We start from the raw sequence: 18,051 nt of genomic DNA on the forward strand, positions 1-18,051 counted from the left end.
TGGCGCAACACGCGCCGAAAGTAGATTAAAAAGTAGTCGATTCTAGCGCTTTAACATCGCGCGTATATCCGCCAGGGCGGTGTTGCCGCGAACGGCTTTGACTTCGGTCGGTGTGTCGTCGTTGCCTTCCCAGGCCAGGTCGTCCGGCGGCAGTTCGTCGAGGAACCGGCTGGGGGCACAATCGATGATCTCGCCGTACTGCTTGCGCTTGGCGGCAAAGGTGAAGGCCAATGTCTGACGCGCGCGGGTAATGCCCACGTAGGCCAGGCGCCGTTCTTCCTCGATGGTGTCGGCTTCGATGCTGGAGCGGTGCGGGAGGATTTCCTCTTCCATGCCCATGATGAACACGTAAGGGAATTCCAGGCCCTTGGACGCATGCAAGGTCATCATCTGCACGCCTTCGGCGCCGTCTTCCTCTTCCTGCTGGCGTTCAAGCATGTCCCGCAGCACCAGCTTGCCGATGGCGTCCTCGACGGTCATCTCGCCTTCTTCGTCCTTCTCCAGGGTATTTTTCAACGCCTCGATCAGGAACCACACGTTGCCCATGCGGTAATCGGCAGCCTTGTCGCTGGAGCTGTTGGTGCGCAGCCAGTTCTCGTAGTCGATGTCCATGACCATGCTGCGCAGGGCGCTGATCGGGTCTTCGCCGGCGCACTGCTCGCGCACCTTGTCCATGAAGCGCTTGAAGCGCGCCAGGCGGTCGGTGAAACGAGTGTCGAGGTGCTCGCCCAGGCCGATTTCGTCGGTGGCGGCGTACATCGAGATCTTGCGTTCGGTGGCGTAGTTGCCGAGCTTTTCCAGGGTAGTCGAACCGATTTCCCGGCGTGGGACGTTGATCACTCGCAGGAAGGCGTTGTCGTCGTCCGGGTTCACGATCAGCCGGAAGTAGGCCATCAGGTCTTTCACTTCCTGGCGTCCGAAAAAGCTGTTGCCGCCCGACAGGCGATACGGAATCTGGTGGTGCTGCAGCTTCAGCTCGATCAGCTTGGCCTGGTAGTTGCCGCGGTACAGGATCGCGAAATCGCTGTAGGGCCGGTCGGTACGCAGGTGCAGGGTGAGCAGTTCGACGGCCACGCGCTCGGCTTCGGCGTCTTCGTTGCGGCAGCGGATCACGCGGATCTCGTCGCCGTGGCCCATCTCGCTCCACAGTTGCTTTTCAAACTCGTGGGGGTTGTTGGAGATCAGCACGTTGGCGCAACGCAGGATGCGGCTGGTGGAGCGGTAGTTCTGCTCCAGCATCACCACTTTCAGGGACGGGTAGTCGTCCTTGAGCAGCATCAGGTTTTCCGGGCGGGCGCCGCGCCAGGCGTAGATCGACTGGTCGTCATCGCCCACCACGGTGAACTGGTTGCGCTTGCCGATCAGCAGCTTCACCAGCAGGTATTGGCTGGCGTTGGTGTCCTGGTATTCGTCCACCAGCAGGTAGCGGACTTTGTTCTGCCACTTTTCGAGGATGTCGGCATGTTCCTGGAACAGCTTCACCGGCAGCAGGATCAGGTCGTCGAAGTCCACCGCGTTGAACGCCTTGAGCGTGCGCTGGTAGTGGGTGTAGACAATGGCGGCAGTCTGCTCCTTGGGGTTGCGCGCAGCTTCCAGGGCTTCGGCGGGCAGGATCAGGTCGTTTTTCCACGAGCCGATCATGTTCTTGATCTCGTCGACGCCGTCGTCGCCCGCGTATTCCTTCTGCATGATGTCGGTCATCAGCGCCTTGACGTCTGTCTCGTCAAAGATCGAGAAGCCCGGCTTGTAGCCCAACCGCACGTGCTCTTTGCGGATGATGTTCAGCCCCAGGTTGTGGAAGGTACACACGGTGAGGCCACGGCCTTCGCCACCCTTGAGCAGGGTGCCGACGCGCTCTTTCATTTCCCGCGCCGCCTTGTTGGTAAAGGTCATGGCGACGATGTACTGGGCACGGATGCCACAGCTCTGGATCAGGTGCGCGATCTTGCGGGTGATCACGCTGGTCTTGCCGGAACCGGCACCGGCGAGCACCAATAGAGGGCCGCCGACGTAGTTCACGGCTTCTTGCTGCCGGGGATTGAGTCGGGACATACGAAATTCAGGAGGTCATTGATCAAAAGGGCGGGCATTTTAACAGGCTGGCAAGATTCTGCTGCCTCTGAACGACAGTGTGACGTACCACTCGATCTAAATTTGCCGGTTTTGTTACTTTGCCGCAGGATGTGCAGGGTATTTAGGACTATTGTTCGGTCTAGAGCTGCACAGTGCGCATTTGATAACCCATATCATTGGTCATTATCGGGGCGCACGTCATAATGCCCGCCGCCAACGAAATTTTGCAGAGTCTAGGGAGCTAGCTTGTCTACGCCTGTCGAACCCTTGCGTTTGCTGCTGCTGGCCGATGAGCCAGCGTGGGCAGCGTTATTGCGCGAGTGCCTGGCGCCGATGGGCGACGGAGCTGTGCTGATCAGCGCGCCAAACTGGGAGTCTGTGAGCAACCTGTTCGACGACGATCACAGCGCGGTGCTGTTGACCACGGCCAACCTTCAGCCCGGCCCCGGTCGCTGCAGCTTGCCAACGGTATTGCTGTTGGAAGAGGAACCCCTGGTTTCGCCCCTCGGCGTCAGCGACTGGCTGATCCTGAATGCATTGGATGTCGATACATTGCGCCGTTGCCTGCGGCATGTGCGCGAGCGCGGTGTACTGGAAAACACCCTGCAACGCCTGGCCGAACAGGACCCGCTGACCGGTATCGCCAACCGCCAGGGCTTCCAGACCCTGCTGACCGCCCGCCTGGCGGAAAACGAAGGCCGTGGCGTTGCCCTCGGCCACCTCGACCTGGACAACTTCCGTCACGCCAACGACGCCCTCGGCCACCAGGCCGGCGACCGGCTGATCCTGCAAGTGGTCTCGCGGCTCAAGAGCCAGCTGGAGGCCGGCGATCAACTGGCGCGCCTGGGCAGCGACGAATTTGCCCTGCTGATCGACACCCGCCGTGCGCCCCAGCGCGCCGAATGGATGGCCGAGCGCATCGTCGAAGCCATGGCCGAACCCTATTGGGTCGATGGCGAAAGCCTGCTGATCGGTTGTAGCCTCGGCGTGGCCCATGCCCGCGCCAAGGCCGGCGCCGACCCGTTGATGTGGCACGCCCACATCGCCATGCAGCAAGCCAAAAGCACCCAGGGCTGCACCTTTCATATCTTCAACGAACGCATCAACCGCAATGCCCGCAGCCTCGCCGACCTTGAAAGCGAGCTGCGCCGGGCGTTGCGTCGTGACGAACTGGAGCTGCATTACCAGCCCCGCCTGGACCTCGACGATGGGCATATCGTCGGCCTGGAAGCACTGGTGCGCTGGCGCCACGGTGAGCGCGGCCTGTTGCCGCCGAGCGAGTTCGTGCCGCTGGCCGAGCAGAGCGGCTTGATCGTGCCGCTGGGCTACTGGGTGATTTCCCGGGCCCTGCGCGACATGCAGGACCTGCGCGAACGCGGGATTGCGCCGTTGCACATGGCGGTCAACCTGTCGTTCCGCCAGTTTCAGGACAGCCAACTGCTCAGCACCCTCAGCCGGCTGATTGCCGAGCGCGGCGTGGAAGCCCAGTGGCTGGAATTTGAGCTGACGGAAACCGCCGTGATGCGCCGCAGCGACCTGGTCAAGCAGACCATGGATGCGCTGGGCCGCCTGGGTGTGCGCTTTTCCCTGGATGACTTTGGCACCGGCTTTTCGTCGTTCGTGCACCTCAACAGCCTGCCGATTGCCTTGCTGAAGATCGACAAGAGCTTTGTCGGCGGCATGGAAGAGCGCGAAGAGAATCGCAAGCTGGTGCACGCCATGATCAACCTGGCTCATAACCTGAACCTGGAAGTGGTCGCCGAGGGCGTGGAAACCGCCGAGCAACTGGCGTTGCTGCGGTTGTTCGGCTGCGATCAGGCCCAGGGTTACCTGATCAGCAAGCCGTTGCCGTTGGCGGAACTGGTGGACTACCTGACGTTTGGTGACAGCCAGGAACTGGTGGGCGGCGTGATCTGATGTTGTGAACCCGATCAAAAATGTGGGAGCGGGCTTGCTCGCGAATGCGGTATTTCAGCCAACCAATTCATGGCTGACCCACCGCATTCGCGAGCAAGCCCGCTCCCACATTTGACCGAGTACAGCCGTTACTCCGGCTGCGCGGCTTGAAATCCTTGGTGGGTTTCAGGCTCCTGGCGAATCATCCGCTTCATCTTCCGTTCAAACGCCCAGGTCAGGCTGACTGCCGCGCACGCCAGGCCCAGGGCCAGGCCCCACCAAACGCCCGTCGGCCCCCAGCCGAGATTGAACGCCATCAACCATGCGGCCGGTGCGCCGATCAGCCAGTAGCAGCCCAGCCCGACCAGGAAGGTGGTCTTGGCATCCTTGAGTCCGCGAATGCAGCCCATGGCGATGGTCTGCACGCCGTCGAACAGCTCAAACCATGCGGCCACCGCCAGCAGGCTGACGGCGAGGTTGATCACGTCGCGAAACGCCGGGTCATGCTGGTCGAGGAACAGGCTGATCAGTTGGTGCGAGAACAACCACAGCACCGCTGCAAAGCCCAGCATCACCACTGCGCCAAAGCCTATGCCAACTCGCCCGGCCAGCCGCGCTTCCAGCAACTGCCCGGCACCGTAATGCTGGCCGATACGCATGGTGATCGCGTACGACATGCCCGCCGGCACCATGAACGCCACCGACACGATCTGCAGGGCGATCTGGTGCGCAGCCAGCTGCGTACTGCCCATGGTGCCCATGCACAGCGCGGCGAACGCAAACAGCCCGACTTCCACCGCATAGGTGCCACCAATCGGCAGGCCCAGGCGCCACAGTTCCCGCAGGTAATGCAGGTTGGGCCGCAGCAGACCCTTGCGCAGCGGATACGCGTCGTAGGCACGGTTGTATTTGATGTACCAGATCAGCGCCAGGGCCATGCAGTTGGCAACGATGGCGGTGACCAGGCCAATGCCCACCAGCCCGAGTTTCGGCAGGCCGAACATGCCTTCGATCAACGCGTGGTTGAGCAGGTAGTTGATCACCGTGCCGCCCAGGCTGATCACCATCACCGGCGTGGCCTTGCCGATAGCGCTGGTGAAGCCGCGCAGGGCCATGAACGTCAGGTAGCCGGGCAGGGCGAACGGCAGGATGGTCAGGAACTGGCCGGCGGACGCGACGTTGGTTTCGGTCTGGCCGAACATCAGCAGCACTGGCTTGAGGTTCCATAGCAGCAAACCAGCCACCAGCGCCATCAACCAGGCCAGCCACAGCCCGGCCTGGGTCAGGCGGGTGGCGCCTTCGATGTCGCCGGCGCCCTGGCGGATCGCGACCAGCGTGCCCACGGCAGCGATCACGCCGATGCAGAAAATCGACACGAACGAATAGCTCGCCGCCCCCAGGCCGCCGCCGGCCAGGGCCTCGGGGCTCAGGCGGGCCATCATCAGGGTGTCGGTCAACACCATCAGCATGTGGGCCAACTGTGAGGCAATCAGCGGCCCTGACAGCCGCAGAATGGCCCAGAGTTCGGTACGTGCCGGATGCTGCATGATCATCACGCTCAAAAAGTCAGGGAAGGGTGGAAGGGTTGATTCTCGGCGCCCACAGCGCATTGCACAAAGGGATAAATCCGATGGTTCGCATGATTAAAACTCATGCCTTAATGATTCTGGTAGGGTTTCGATATTGCGCCGTCGGAGTTTTCGCCATGTCTCGTCGTCTTCCTCCTCTTTACGCCTTGCGCGCGTTTGAAGCTGCGTCCCGCTACAACTCGTTCACCCGGGCGGCGGAAGAGTTGTCGATCACCCAAAGTGCGGTGAGCCGGCACATTCGTACCCTGGAAGAGCATTTCGCCTGCCGCCTGTTCCAGCGCAGCGGCCGCACCTTGCAACTCACAGAGGCGGCGCGCCTGTTGCTGCCGGGCGTGCGTGAAGGCTTTGCGGCCCTGGAGCGCGCCTGCCATACCTTGAATGCCGAGGACGACATCTTGCGCATGAAGGCGCCGTCCACCCTGACCATGCGCTGGCTGCTGGCGCGGCTCAGTCGCTTCCGGCACCTGCAGCCGGGCAATGAAGTGCAACTGACCAGCGCCTGGATGAGCGTCGATGAGGTGGATTTCAACCAGGAACCATTCGATTGCGCGGTGTTGCTGAGCAACGGGCATTTCCCGCCGGACTGGGAAGCCAGCTACCTGTTTCCGGAGTTGCTGATTCCGGTGGGCGCGCCGAACCTGTTGAGCGACGGACCCTGGGACGTTGCGCGCCTGGCCTCTGCCGAACTGCTGCACCCGACGCCGGACCGGCGTGACTGGCGCAACTGGCTGGAGCGCATGGGGCTGTCATCCCAGGTTTCGCTCAAGGGCGGGCAGGTGTTCGACACCTTGGAGTTGGGCATGATCGCCGCCGCCCGAGGGTACGGCGTGTCCATGGGCGACTTGCTGATGGTGGCCGAAGACGTGGCCCAGGGCCGCCTGAGTCTGCCATGGCCCACCGCTGTGGCCAGTGGGGAAAATTACTATCTGGTGTGGCCGAAGACCCGGCCGGGTGGCGAGCGTTTGCGACGGCTGGGTGACTTTCTCCAGGGCGAAGTGCAGGCCATGGAATTGCCCCAGGTCGAGCGCCTCGACTGAGTGGATTGCGCACCGGCCAGCAATCGTTTGCGCGATACCCCTGTGATTCGCTCAAGTATTGAGCCTGCCCGCCGAAGTAGGGTTGTTGGAACTACCGTTCTGCAACGTTTCCCCTATTAGAATTTTGCCGAGCAGCGCTATGAGATCAGGATGATCCTGGCCTCGGCCAGGAGCCTTCATGTCTCAACCTCGCGCCCGGATTGCCTCTCAACTGGGGCTTGCCCTCGCCGTGATACTGGCTGTCGTCATCAGCGGCAGCACGGTATTCGCGTTGCGTTCGCTGGATTCCGCCAACCTCGACACCCGCGAGGAGCACCTGGCCAGCGAGGCCCGCTTGCTGGCCGACCAACTCAATACCTTCCACAGCACCTTGCGCGAAAGTACCCAGCGTTTGAGCGGGCTGTTTGAAAAGCGCTTCAGCGCCGGCTTGAGTACGCGCCCTGAGCAACCGGTGACGGTGGCGGGCGTGCAGACGCCGGGCCTGTACCTGGGCGAGGAAGTGCTCAACAACAACTTCGCTGAAGTCGATGAGTTCAAGCAGATGTCCGGCGGCGTGGCGACCTTGTTCGTACGCAGCGGCGAGGACTTTATCCGCGTCAGCACCTCCCTGACCAAGCAGGATGGCAGCCGCGCCATCGGTACGGCGCTGGATCACCAGCATCCGGCCTATCAACGCTTGCTGGGCGGACAGGGCTACGTTGGCCGCGCGGTGTTGTTCGATCGCTCCTACATGACCCAGTACAGCCCGGTGCGGGACGCCAGCGGCAAAGTGATTGCGGTGCTGTTTGTCGGCTTCGACTACACCGATGCGCAGAACGCCCAGTTCGACAACCTCAAGCGTTTCCGCATCGGCCAGACCGGTTCCCTGGCGCTGCTGGACGAACAGAAGCACTGGCTGGTACCGCCCGCTGGCGTGCAGGCGCTGGATCAGTCGATTCCGGTGATGCTCGACCTGGCCGCCAAACCTGGAAAAGGCCGTTTCTGGAGCGACAAAAACGAAGACTTCTACAGCGTTGCCGTGCCGTTTGAAGGCGGCCCGTGGTCGGTGGTGGCGAGCATGCCGAAAGCCGAAATTCGCGCGGTGACCTGGTCGGTGGGGATTCGCCTGGCGATCGGCAGCTTGCTCGCGATGCTGCTGGCGGTGGGCGCGGCGGTCTGGTTGCTGCGCAGCAAGTTGCAGCCATTGGGCGACCTGGTGCGTCAGGCCGAAGCCCTGGGCGCCGGTGATTTGAGCGCACGGCTGAACGTTTCCAGCCATGACGAAATCGGCCAACTAGCCCGCAGTTTCAACCAGATGGGCGAAGCGCTGTCGACCATGGTGGCGCATATCCGCAAGGCGGCTGAAGACGTGAACAGCCGCGCCCAGGCACTGTCGGGGTTGTCCGGCGGTGCGTACGAAGGCATGGAGCAACAGTCCGGCGAGATCACCAGCATGGCCGGCGCGGTGGAAGAGTTCAGCGCCACCTCGCTGAATATTGCCGACAACATGGGCAACACCGAGCGCCTGGCCCAGGACAACGCCCAGCAAACCAGGATCGGCCGCACCTCGATGCAGGAAGCGTCGTCGTCCCTGGAACACATCGCCACCGCGCTGAACAGCACGGCCACGGTGATCAACACCCTGGGTCAGCGCTCCCAGGAAATCGGCGGGATCGTCGGAGTGATCACCGCGATTGCCGAACAGACCAACCTGCTGGCGCTCAACGCCGCCATCGAAGCGGCGCGGGCCGGTGAGCAGGGGCGCGGGTTTGCGGTGGTGGCCGATGAAGTGCGCAACCTCGCATCGCGCACTCGTCAGGCCACGGATGAGATTTCCGGGATGATCCAGAGTATCCAGCAGGAAACCGGCAACGCCATCAGCACCATGGAACAAGGCAACGTGCTGATGCAGGAAGGCCTGGCTCGCAACGCTGACGTCGCCTCTGCGCTGGCGCGGATCGACGAGCAAAGCCGCTCGGCGGGCCAGCAGTTTGCGGCCATTACCACGGCGACCCAGGAGCAGAGCAGCACGGCGACCCTGCTGAGCAGCAACTTGCAGAGCATCGCCCTGGCCAACAGCGAGCAGCGTGAAGTGGTGTCCAACCTTGCGATCACCGCCAAGGAACTGGAGACCCTGGCGGCGGGCTTGCGGCATGAGGTTGACCGGTTTCGTTGATTGACTGTTCGGGCCTCATCGCGGGCAAGCCCGCTCCCACAGTTGACCGTGTTGTTCTGGAGTACGCGGTCCACTGTGGGAGCCGGGCTTGCCCGCGATGACGGCCTACCCGACGCGTCAAACGTCGGATCGGTCGCCCAGCCCCGGGTCCACACGCTTGCCAATGTCCTTGAGTCGCGCCAGTTGATCAACCATCCCTGGCGCTTCATCCAGGCTGCTGACAAAGGTCCACAGGTAAGTCATCACCGCATACACATGGCCGGCCTTGACCGCCGGCGACAGCGCCAACTGGCTGATGGCAACCACAAACAACAGCGCCGCCAGCGTGCCGATAAACAGGAACGCTGCGGCCTCGCGGTCCGACAGCCAGATGCGCAGGCGTGACAGCACCTGGTAGTGGCGCTGCAAGGTCTGTGCGCCGACCTTTTCCACCAGGCCGATTTCCTTTTCCAGGCGGTCATTCAAGCGCTCATGCAGTTCCTGATTGCGCCGGGCAAAGCGTGGCAGCAGGGTTGTGCACAGCACCAGCGCCGTCAGGCACGCCAGGCCTATCCACGGCTCGATCACCAACAGCATCACTGCCGCACCGACGATGGAAACCAGCGCCGTCGCGATGATCGGCACGTGTTTTTCGAAGAAGTCGACAAAGTCCCGCGCCAGCACCACCCGCGCCGCCGCTCGTGAAGTGCTGTGGTTTTGCAGGCGCTGGTTGAGAATCACCGGCACCGCAAGGTCCGCGTAGATGCGGGTGAAGGTGCGTGTATCCAGCGCCCGTCGCGCCGCCCCGACCACCCAGAACGCCAGCACCACGGCGGCGTAGAACAGCGCGCTGCCGGCGTCGCCGCGGATGATCGAGTCCACCGCGAACCCCGCAAACAGTGGGTAGGCCAGCAGCAATGCGTTCTCCAGGGCCACCAGCGACAAGGTGCAGAACAACTTGCCGGGATAGGCCTTGGCGATCGCCTTGAGGGTTTGGCTGGCGGATTGTTGCCCGATCTTTTTGCTTTCTTCGATCAGAATTTGCGGTGTTACGGATGACATGGGGTGCACCAAGGGGGAGATAAACGCTAGTATTGAGCGACTGCTCAAGTATCCTTGAGCGACCGCTCAAAAAGCAAGCGCCGTCGATCTGCCGGTGCCTGAAGGAAAAGCCTCATGTCGCGTATCGACCGTAAAGACCAGATCATCGCCGCCGCCCTGGAGCTGTTTCGCAGCAAAGGGTTTGCCGATGTTTCCACCCGCGACCTGGCGGAGCATGCCGGGCTGTCCCGCAGCCACGTCTATCACTACTTCAGCGACTGGAAAGAGCTGCGCCGCGAAGCGTTCGTGCGGTTCGCCAACGAGCAACTGGACGAGGTGAGGGCGCCGCTGGTGGATCTGCCGCCATTGGAAGCCCTCGAAGGGTTCCTGCGTGACTGCCTGCCCTCCACGGCAGACGCCGGTTGGGCGCTGTGGCTGGATGCCTGGGACGAAGCCATGCATGACGAGCCATTGGCCCAGGCCTACCTGGTGATCAACGCCCAATGGCAAGCCATGCTCGCCGAGATCATCGAGCAAGGTGTGGCGGCCAAAGTGTTCCGCTGTGAGTCGCCCAAGCGCGCTGCGCGACAACTCTTTGCCGTAGCGATGGGCTATGCCGATGACTTGTTGCTCAAACCCTCCGTTAAGTCAGCTGAAGCGGTGATGGATGAGGTGATGGAAGTGGCGGGGCTGCTTCTGGCGTTGCCTAGGACGCGCTAGCAGGGCGGTACTGCAAGGCCTCCGCCAGATGATGGCGTGCGATGGCTTCCACTTGTTCCAGGTCGGCCAGGGTGCGGGCGACCTTGAGCAGGCGATGGGCCGCCCGCAACGACAGCGTCAGCCGTTCGCAGGCGCTTTCCAGCCAGCCTTCATCAGCCTTTTCCAGTTTGCAGTGCTGGCGTAGCCCCGGCAGGTCGAGAAACGCATTGGCGCAGCCCTGGCGCCGTTGTTGGCGGTCCCGGGCATCGGCGACGAGGACGGAGGCGCTGGCGGTATCATCACCGGACTGTATGCCCGGGTTCAGCGCGGTGCTTTCCCGGGCGACGGTCACGTGCAGGTCAATCCGGTCCAGCAGCGGCCCCGAGAGTTTGTTGCGATAGCGCTGAATCTGCTCCGGCGTGCAGCGACAGCGCCCACTGGGCTCGCCCACATAGCCGCAAGGGCAGGGGTTCATTGCCGCCACCAACTGAAAGCGCGCCGGGAAACGCACCCGGTCGCGAGCGCGGGAAATCACGATATGCCCGGACTCCAGCGGCTCACGCAGCACCTCCAGGACCTTGCGATCAAACTCCGGCAACTCGTCGAGAAACAACACACCGTGATGGGCCAGGGTTATTTCCCCCGGCTGCGGTTTCGAGCCGCCGCCCACCAGCGCCGGGCCGGATGCCGAATGATGCGGCTGGCGAAATGGCCGGTGTGGCCAATGGCTCAGCGGCGCCAGGCTGACCACCGATTGAATCGCCGCCACCTCCAGCGCTTCCTGTTCACTCAAGGGCGGCAACAACCCCGGCAGACGGCTGGCGAGCAAGGTCTTGCCGGTGCCCGGTGGCCCGCTGAGCAACAGGTTGTGGGCGCCCGCCGCAGCGATCAACAGCGCACGCTTGGCTGCCAGTTGGCCCTGCACTTCACTCAGGTCCGGGTAGGGTTTGTTCAAGTACATCAGGCCACTGGAAACGAAGGGCTCGATCGGCACGTGACCGTTCAGGTGCGCCACCACTTGCAGCAGGTGATCCACGGCAATCACCTTCAACCCCGAAGCCAGGCAGGCTTCCTCGGCATTGGCCCGCGGCACGATCAAGGTGCGCCCGACCTTGCGCGCCGCCAGGGCTGCGGGCAACACACCTTTCACCGGCCGCACCTCACCGGACAGCGCCAGCTCGCCCAGGCATTCCACGTTATCGAGGGTCACCGCCGGTACCTGCACGCTGGCGGCGAGAATCCCCAGGGCAATCGCCAAATCAAAACGCCCGCCGTCCTTGGGGAGGTCGGCGGGTGCGAGATTGAGGGTGATGCGGCGGGACGGGTATTGCAGCGCAGAATTGAGAATGGCGCTGCGCACGCGGTCTTTGCTTTCCTTGACGGCGGTTTCCGGCAGGCCCACCAGCGTCAGCGACGGCAAGCCGTTGGCCATGTGCACCTCGACAGTGACGGCGGGCGCTTCGACGCCTATCTGGGCGCGGCTGTGGACGATGGCGAGGGACATGCTGGTTCCTTGAAATGAGTGGCCGCTTCCTGCGGTTTTTCAAGGGTAGTCGAGTGATGGCGGCGCGCGGCGGCGAGGTTTTACAGAACGTATCGCGCTAACGGTTCGACGGCGGCACACACAGAAACTCCTTCGCCAACGTCAACCACGCCTGCGCCGCAAACGACAACTTGCACTGCCGACGCCACGCCAGCATCAGTCGCCAGTTCAGGGCCGGCGACTGTATTTCCGCGATGCTGAACTGGCTCGCATCAAGGGTTTCGCAGAATGCCCGGGGCAGCAGGGTGATGCCCACGCCCAGTCGTACCAGGGAGGCAATAAAGTCCCATTGGCTGCTGCGGCCACTGATCCGCGGCTCAAAACCGGCTTGTGCACAGGCATCAAGTACGAATTGGTTCAGGGTGAAGGTGTCATCGTAAAAGATGAATTCGCAGGCTTGCAGTTCGCTCAGCTCCACCGAGCTGCGGCCTTGCCAGGGCGAGTCATGGGGCGCGAGCAGGCACAGTGGCGATTCGAACAAGGGCATGGATTCGAATTCGGACCAGATGTCCGCCACGCGCGGCGAGTCCAGGATGGTGCCGAACTCCAGCGTGCCCTGGCGCAGATCCTGGATGGTGATATTGCCGCCGCTTTCAAACAGTTTCAGTTCGATCTTCGGGTAACGGGCGTGATACTCCGCAAAGATCGGCGCCAGTGCGAGGTGGGTAGAGGGCGAAAGCCCCATGCGCAGGGCGCCGCGCCCGACATGCTGCAAGTCTTGCAGCTCTACCGTCATTTCATCGTGCAGCGCGATCATTTCCTTGGCGCGCTTGAGCACAATTTCCCCGGCGTCCGTCAGGGTGAAGCGTTTTCCCATGCGGTCGAGCAGCTTCAGGCCAAGGCTCGACTCCAATTGCTGCACCATCTTGCTGACTGTTGGCTGGGTCAGGTGCAGCTTCACAGCGGCTTTGGTAAAGCTCTGCTGGTCGACGACTTCTACGAAATAACGGAGCGCCCGAATGTCCATCTTGCATTCCAATTTTGCATGGTTTTCATAATATTAATTCATTATATCTTTAAAAAATGGCTGGATAAGATTTGTTACATCTGTTCCCAGCCAGCGCTTCCATGACGCCTTAAGGGCCTTGCCAGACGCTTCCATGGCCAGATTTCTCGCAGTGTATGAATCAAAGGCAACGCTATTTCTGGAGAGCAACTGTGCTTAACAAAACGCGTCATTCTTTTTCCGGTTCTGATGAGATGTCTCAGGGAGCGCGCTTCGTTAAGGAGTTGCTGGCGCAGGCGCAGATCGAGGTCAACGGGCCATCGGCTGCCGATATGCAACTGCACCACAGTGCCACATTTGATCTCGCCCTGGCCAAGGGCAATCTGGGCCTTGGCGAGGACTACATGGATGGCGGCTGGGACGCCGAGGCACTGGATGAGTTTTTTTACCGCCTCATGCGCTCCGGCGTGATCGACCAGGCCAACCCGGCCACCTTGTTGTTTCACGCGTTCAGCTCCCGCTGGCTGAACCTGCAAAACAAGAAACGCGCCTGGCAAGTCGGCGAAGCACATTACGACCTCGGCAATGACTTCTACGCACGCATGCTCGACTCGCGCATGACCTACACCTGTGGCTACTGGAAAGATGCCACCACCCTGGAGCAGGCGCAGTTCGCCAAGCTGGACCTGATCTGTAAAAAACTGGGGCTCAAGCCGGGCATGCGCGTGCTGGATATCGGCTGTGGCTGGGGCAGTTTCATGAGCCATGCGGCCGAGCACTATGGGGTCGAGTGTGTCGGCGTGACCATCTCCAAGGAGCAGGCGGAGTGGGGGCGGGCCAAGTATTCACATCTGCCGATCGAGTTTCGTCTGCAGGACTATCGGGATATCGACGAGCAGTTCGACCATATCGCCAGTGTCGGCATGTTCGAGCATGTGGGGCGCAAGAACCATCGTGCGTATATGGAGGTCGCCAACCGCTGCCTGAAAGACGATGGGTTGTTCCTGCTACACACTATCGGCAAGAACCAACGCAACAGCACGCCGGATCCGTGGATCGACAAATACATCTTTCCCAACGGTGATTTGCCCTCGATCGGGCAGATCGGCGACGCCATGGACGGGTTATTTGTTGCCGAGGATTTGCACAACTTTGGCGCCGACTACGACAAGACGCTGATGGCCTGGTGCGAAAACTTCGAACTGGCGTGGCCGGATTTCGCAGACACCTTTGGCCAGCGCTTCTACCGGATGTGGCGCTATTACCTGCTGTCGTGTGCAGGGGCGTTTCGCGCGCGGGATATCCAGCTGTGGCAGTGGGTATTGTCGAAGAAGGGGGTTGTCGGCGGGTATCAGCGGGTGAGCTGAGGGTTGCAACGGTTTAACGGGGACAGGTGAAACCTGCCCCGGTTGGGCCGGCTTATTCGGCGGCAGGCGTCAATCGCGCTTCCAGCTCCGCCACCTTGGCCTCAAGGCTTTCCAACCGCGCCCGAGTGCGCGCCAGCACCACCATCTGGCTATCAAACTCTTCCCGGCTTACCAGGTCCAGCTTGCTGAAACCGCTTTGCAGCAGCGCCTTGAACTGGCTTTCAATTTCATTGCGTGGCAGCGGCGTGTCGCTGCTGAACAGGCGGGAGGCGTGGCCGCTCAGGGCGTCGAGGAGGTCTTTGGGCGCGAGCATGGGAAATAGTCCGGAAAATCTGTTGGCCGGCAGTGTATCACGCAGCGTCTATAGTCTTTTCCAGCCCCTGCGGCGCACGCTTTTCGCGCATGAGGACGGGCGGTCGCGCACCGTTTTCGTGCGTATCTTCGCTGTCGTGGCGCCCGGTAGGTGGGCACAGGCGAACAAAGGACTGATTTCAGTGATTTTTACGGAGCTGGCAAGCTTTCTGCTTAGACGATCATGACCCATGCACTGATGCAGTCGCTGTGACGATGCAGTGCGCCGACGGACCAGCGGTACATGTTTCGTCACCAGTGGTTAGCGAGCGTCGCAATGGCAAATGCCAGGGCGACGAAGCGTTACAAAGCCAGGCACTGCGCTTAGACTTGAGACGGGTTTGTTTTCCTGGGGCAAGTCCACCAATTCGGGAGAGAGTTTTCATGAAGCTAGTCACTGCCATCATCAAGCCGTTCAAGTTGGACGATGTACGCGAGTCACTGTCCGAGATCGGCGTGCAGGGCATTACCGTTACTGAGGTCAAAGGCTTCGGTCGGCAGAAGGGTCACACCGAGCTGTATCGCGGCGCGGAATACGTGGTCGATTTCCTGCCAAAGGTGAAGATTGATGTCGCCATTGACGACAAGGATCTTGACCGGGTTATCGAGGCGATAACCAAGGCCGCCAACACCGGCAAGATCGGTGACGGCAAGATCTTCGTGGTCAATCTGGAACAGGCTATTCGCATCCGTACCGGCGAAACCGATACCGACGCAATCTAAGCCGCCAAACCCCAACGCCCCAGGAGAAAACAATATGACTCTGCGTAAATTCGCAGGGCTAGGAGCCCTGTTGTCCCTCGTAATGCCGGCCCTGGCCATGGCGGCGGACCCAGTACCTGCTCCAGTCCTCAATTCCGGCGACACCGCGTGGATGCTCACGTCCACCGCGCTGGTGCTGTTCATGACCATTCCAGGCCTCGCGCTGTTCTACGGCGGCATGGTTCGCTCCAAAAACATTCTTTCCGTGATGATGCAGTGCTTCGCCATCACCGGCCTGATCACCATCCTGTGGTTCGTGTACGGCTACAGCATGGCGTTCGACACCACCGGTATGGAAGCAGGCGTCGTCAACCTCAACTCGTTTGTGGGTGGCTTGTCCAAACTGTTCCTCTCGGGTGTGACCCCGGCCAGCATCACCGGCCCGGCGGCGTTGTTCCCTGAGGCCGTGTTCGTGACCTTCCAGATGACCTTCGCGATTATCACCCCGGCGCTGATCGTCGGTGCATTCGCCGAGCGGATGAAGTTCTCCGCGATGCTGATCTTCATGGGCGTCTGGTTCACCCTGGTCTACGCACCGATTGCCCACATGGTGTGGGGCGGTCCGGGTTCGTTGCTGGGCGACTGGGGCGTGCTCGACTTCGCAGGCGGCACCGTGGTGCACATCAACGCCGGTGTGGCCGGCCTGGTAGCGTGCCTGGTACTCGGCAAGCGTAAAGGCTTCCCAACCACCCCAATGGCCCCGCACAACCTCGGTTACACCCTGGTGGGCGCGGCCATGCTGTGGGTCGGCTGGTTCGGCTTCAACGCCGGCTCCGCTGCTGCGGCCAACGGCACTGCCGGCATGGCGATGCTGGTGACCCAGATCGCTACCGCTGCTGCGGCCCTGGGCTGGATGTTCGCCGAGTGGGTCACCCACGGCAAGCCGAGCGCACTGGGCATCGCCTCGGGTGTGGTTGCGGGCCTGGTGGCAATCACCCCAGCCGCTGGCACCGTGGGCCCGATGGGCGCCCTGGTAATCGGCCTGGCTGCCGGTGTGGTGTGCTTCTTCTGCGCCACTACCCTGAAACGCAAACTGGGCTACGACGACTCCCTGGACGCCTTCGGCGTGCACGGTATCGGCGGTATCCTCGGCGCGATCCTGACCGGCGTGTTCGCCGCACCGTCGATGGGTGGCTTCAACGCCGCTACTACCGACATTGCCGCACAGGTCTGGGTTCAGGCCAAAGGCGTCGGCTTCACCGTCATCTACACCGCTATCGTGACGTACATCATCCTCAAGGTGCTGGACGTGGTGATGGGCCTGCGGGTGACCGAAGAAGAAGAGGCGGTTGGCCTCGATCTGGCGCAACACAACGAGCGCGGCTACAACTTGTAAGTACGCGAAAAAAAGATGCCCGGCTTGCCGGGCATTTTTTTGCCTTGGGTTTGTCTGTGGCTAAAGGTGTATGGGTTTTTTTGCGACTTTGTGATGGGATCCGCACTGCACTTTTCAGTGTGCGAATGTCTTACAGGCATGTAGGCGTATTCGGCACTTTGTTTTTTCCCTGAGCGCGCTAGAATGCGCGCCGATAGGCGGAGAACTGTATGTGGCAACAGACCCTGATAACCCTGCGGGCCAAGCCCCGGGGCTTTCATCTGGTGACGGACGAGTTGCTCGCCGGCCTGCCTGAGTTGAAGGCCTGTCGGGTGGGACTGTTGCATTTGTGGCTGCAGCACACCTCGGCCTCGTTGACGGTCAACGAGAATGCCGACCCGGCGGTTCGCCGTGACTTCGAGCGTTTTTTCAATGCGCTGGTGCCGCAAGGCACGGCGGGATATGAACACAACGACGAGGGGCCGGATGATCTGCCGGCGCACTTCAAGGCCAGTCTGCTGGGCTGTCAGCTGAGTTTGCCGGTAAGGGCCGGCCGCTTGGCGATGGGGACCTGGCAAGGTGTTTATCTGGGCGAGCACCGTGATCATGGCGGTGCTCGTAAAGTCCTCGCCACCTTGCACGGTGATGGGGCATAAGCCACTGGTTAACCGGTGGATGTTGATTTTTTTCCGGCGGCCGTCGACAGGCGGCGAAGCTGGGCTATAACTAATCTGCTTTTCGCAAGTCATGAGGTAGAACATGAGCGACGATGATCTGGAAAACGACGACCTCGAAGTAGGCGACGACGACGAAACCGAAGAAGGTCTTGAGGCGGCTGCCGAAGACGTGGCTGACGACGACGGTGGCGACGATGCACCGGTCCCGGCAGCCAAGGGCAAGGCCAAGGCTGCAGTGTCGGTTGACGAGTTGCCGAGCGTAGAAGCCAAGAACAAAGAGCGCGATGCGCTGGCCCGGGCGATGGAAGAATTCCTCGCCAAAGGCGGCAAAGTGCAGGAAGTCGAGGCTAACGTGGTGGCAGATCCACCGAAGAAGCCGGATAACAAGTACGGCAGCCGGCCTATCTAAGGCCTGCTGTTTGCTTGCTGAAAAAGCCCGCCGTCGCTGCGGGCTTTTTCATGGGCGCTACAAAATGGTCAGGGCCAACACCCATCCAAGGATGAAGAGCGTGTGTGGCGAGGGAGCAAGCTCCCGTTGGGGCGCGAAGCGGCCCCTGGTTGGGTCGCGCGGTCTTTCAGAAAGGCCGTCGTGGCTGGTTCAGGGGCCGCTTCGCAGCCCAG

The 18,051-nt window shown here is 61.6% G+C and carries 15 protein-coding genes; 9 read left to right on the forward strand and 6 right to left on the reverse strand.

All coding sequences use genetic code 11. The features are described 5' to 3' along the window. Nucleotides 1-42 precede the first annotated feature (42 nt). The gene (gene rep, locus HX873_RS07450; RefSeq protein WP_008439414.1) at nucleotides 43-2,052 is read right to left on the reverse strand and encodes a DNA helicase Rep; all 2,010 of its coding nucleotides are present in this window, start codon (nucleotides 2,050-2,052) and stop codon (nucleotides 43-45) included. Nucleotides 2,053-2,319: 267 nt separating this feature from the next. Here rep and HX873_RS07455 point away from each other — a divergent pair, with 267 nt between their 5' ends. After that, nucleotides 2,320-3,990 (forward strand): bifunctional diguanylate cyclase/phosphodiesterase, encoded by a 1,671-nt coding sequence (locus HX873_RS07455; RefSeq protein ID WP_008439412.1) that lies wholly within the window; start codon nucleotides 2,320-2,322, stop codon nucleotides 3,988-3,990. Between the two features lie 128 nt (nucleotides 3,991-4,118). Here the strand turns inward: HX873_RS07455 and HX873_RS07460 are convergent, their stop codons facing one another. Further along, a complete protein-coding gene (locus HX873_RS07460; RefSeq protein ID WP_008439410.1) occupies nucleotides 4,119-5,522 on the reverse strand; it encodes a NorM family multidrug efflux MATE transporter in 1,404 nt (467 codons plus the stop codon). A gap of 152 nt (nucleotides 5,523-5,674) precedes the next feature. Here HX873_RS07460 and HX873_RS07465 point away from each other — a divergent pair, with 152 nt between their 5' ends. Both HX873_RS07465 and HX873_RS07470 read left to right on the forward strand, forming a co-directional pair. After that, nucleotides 5,675-6,595, forward strand: coding sequence for a LysR substrate-binding domain-containing protein (locus HX873_RS07465; protein WP_003208769.1), 921 nt, complete (start codon nucleotides 5,675-5,677; stop codon nucleotides 6,593-6,595). 178 nt (nucleotides 6,596-6,773) lie between these two features. Continuing rightward, on the forward strand, nucleotides 6,774-8,750 hold the full coding sequence (locus HX873_RS07470) for a methyl-accepting chemotaxis protein (protein ID WP_177122531.1): 1,977 nt from the start codon (nucleotides 6,774-6,776) through the stop codon (nucleotides 8,748-8,750). Between the two features lie 117 nt (nucleotides 8,751-8,867). Here HX873_RS07470 and HX873_RS07475 read toward each other — a convergent pair whose 3' ends face one another. Beyond that, nucleotides 8,868-9,791: an ABC transporter six-transmembrane domain-containing protein gene (locus tag HX873_RS07475; RefSeq protein ID WP_008439408.1), complete on the reverse strand. Its 924-nt coding sequence runs from the start codon at nucleotides 9,789-9,791 to the stop codon at nucleotides 8,868-8,870. Nucleotides 9,792-9,905: 114 nt separating this feature from the next. On the opposite strand from HX873_RS07475, the gene HX873_RS07480 reads away from it, so the two are divergent. Beyond that, a complete protein-coding gene (locus HX873_RS07480) occupies nucleotides 9,906-10,490 on the forward strand; it encodes a TetR/AcrR family transcriptional regulator (RefSeq protein WP_177122532.1) in 585 nt (194 codons plus the stop codon). Here HX873_RS07480 and HX873_RS07485 read toward each other — a convergent pair. Together HX873_RS07485 and HX873_RS07490 are read right to left on the reverse strand one after the other, a co-directional pair. Further along, nucleotides 10,477-11,973, reverse strand: a complete 1,497-nt coding sequence (locus HX873_RS07485) for a YifB family Mg chelatase-like AAA ATPase (RefSeq protein WP_177122533.1) — start codon at nucleotides 11,971-11,973, stop codon at nucleotides 10,477-10,479. The genes HX873_RS07480 and HX873_RS07485 overlap by 14 nt on opposite strands. A 97-nt stretch (nucleotides 11,974-12,070) precedes the next feature. Next, a complete protein-coding gene (locus HX873_RS07490) occupies nucleotides 12,071-12,979 on the reverse strand; it encodes a LysR family transcriptional regulator (protein ID WP_177122534.1) in 909 nt (302 codons plus the stop codon). 263 nt (nucleotides 12,980-13,242) lie between these two features. On the opposite strand from HX873_RS07490, the gene cfa reads away from it, so the two are divergent. Further along, nucleotides 13,243-14,325 (forward strand): cyclopropane fatty acyl phospholipid synthase, encoded by a 1,083-nt coding sequence (gene cfa, locus HX873_RS07495; RefSeq protein WP_008439353.1) that lies wholly within the window; start codon nucleotides 13,243-13,245, stop codon nucleotides 14,323-14,325. A 52-nt stretch (nucleotides 14,326-14,377) separates the two neighbouring features. Here the strand turns inward: cfa and HX873_RS07500 are convergent, their stop codons facing one another. Beyond that, entirely contained in the window at nucleotides 14,378-14,587 is a 210-nt protein-coding gene (locus HX873_RS07500) for an accessory factor UbiK family protein (RefSeq protein WP_371103568.1), read from the reverse strand. A gap of 473 nt (nucleotides 14,588-15,060) precedes the next feature. Here HX873_RS07500 and glnK point away from each other — a divergent pair, with 473 nt between their 5' ends. From glnK to sutA, 4 genes are all read left to right on the forward strand, one after another. After that, nucleotides 15,061-15,399 (forward strand): P-II family nitrogen regulator, encoded by a 339-nt coding sequence (gene glnK, locus HX873_RS07505; RefSeq protein ID WP_002555808.1) that lies wholly within the window; start codon nucleotides 15,061-15,063, stop codon nucleotides 15,397-15,399. A 34-nt stretch (nucleotides 15,400-15,433) separates the two neighbouring features. Beyond that, entirely contained in the window at nucleotides 15,434-16,774 is a 1,341-nt protein-coding gene (locus HX873_RS07510) for an ammonium transporter (RefSeq protein ID WP_008439352.1), read from the forward strand. A 209-nt stretch (nucleotides 16,775-16,983) separates the two neighbouring features. Next, nucleotides 16,984-17,409 carry a secondary thiamine-phosphate synthase enzyme YjbQ gene (locus HX873_RS07515; protein WP_003208787.1) on the forward strand — a complete coding sequence of 142 codons (426 nt, stop codon included), beginning with the start codon at nucleotides 16,984-16,986 and terminating at the stop codon, nucleotides 17,407-17,409. Between the two features lie 103 nt (nucleotides 17,410-17,512). Next, nucleotides 17,513-17,839, forward strand: coding sequence for a transcriptional regulator SutA (sutA, locus tag HX873_RS07520; protein ID WP_003208791.1), 327 nt, complete (start codon nucleotides 17,513-17,515; stop codon nucleotides 17,837-17,839). Nucleotides 17,840-18,051 lie beyond the last annotated feature (212 nt).

The sequence above is a fragment of the Pseudomonas sp. P7758 genome (genome assembly GCF_013386485.1).
Lineage (GTDB): Bacteria > Pseudomonadota > Gammaproteobacteria > Pseudomonadales > Pseudomonadaceae > Aquipseudomonas.

Coding starts and splice junctions, on each gene's coding strand:
- rep (WP_008439414.1), bottom strand. CDS start 2,052: ATGTCCCGACTCAATCCCCGGCAGCAAGAAGCCGTGAACTACGTCGGC.
- HX873_RS07460 (WP_008439410.1), bottom strand. CDS start 5,522: ATGATCATGCAGCATCCGGCACGTACCGAACTCTGGGCCATTCTGCGG.
- HX873_RS07465 (WP_003208769.1), top strand. CDS start 5,675: ATGTCTCGTCGTCTTCCTCCTCTTTACGCCTTGCGCGCGTTTGAAGCT.
- HX873_RS07470 (WP_177122531.1), top strand. CDS start 6,774: ATGTCTCAACCTCGCGCCCGGATTGCCTCTCAACTGGGGCTTGCCCTC.
- HX873_RS07475 (WP_008439408.1), bottom strand. CDS start 9,791: ATGTCATCCGTAACACCGCAAATTCTGATCGAAGAAAGCAAAAAGATC.
- HX873_RS07480 (WP_177122532.1), top strand. CDS start 9,906: ATGTCGCGTATCGACCGTAAAGACCAGATCATCGCCGCCGCCCTGGAG.
- HX873_RS07485 (WP_177122533.1), bottom strand. CDS start 11,973: ATGTCCCTCGCCATCGTCCACAGCCGCGCCCAGATAGGCGTCGAAGCG.
- HX873_RS07490 (WP_177122534.1), bottom strand. CDS start 12,979: ATGGACATTCGGGCGCTCCGTTATTTCGTAGAAGTCGTCGACCAGCAG.
- glnK (WP_002555808.1), top strand. CDS start 15,061: ATGAAGCTAGTCACTGCCATCATCAAGCCGTTCAAGTTGGACGATGTA.
- HX873_RS07510 (WP_008439352.1), top strand. CDS start 15,434: ATGACTCTGCGTAAATTCGCAGGGCTAGGAGCCCTGTTGTCCCTCGTA.
- HX873_RS07515 (WP_003208787.1), top strand. CDS start 16,984: ATGTGGCAACAGACCCTGATAACCCTGCGGGCCAAGCCCCGGGGCTTT.
- sutA (WP_003208791.1), top strand. CDS start 17,513: ATGAGCGACGATGATCTGGAAAACGACGACCTCGAAGTAGGCGACGAC.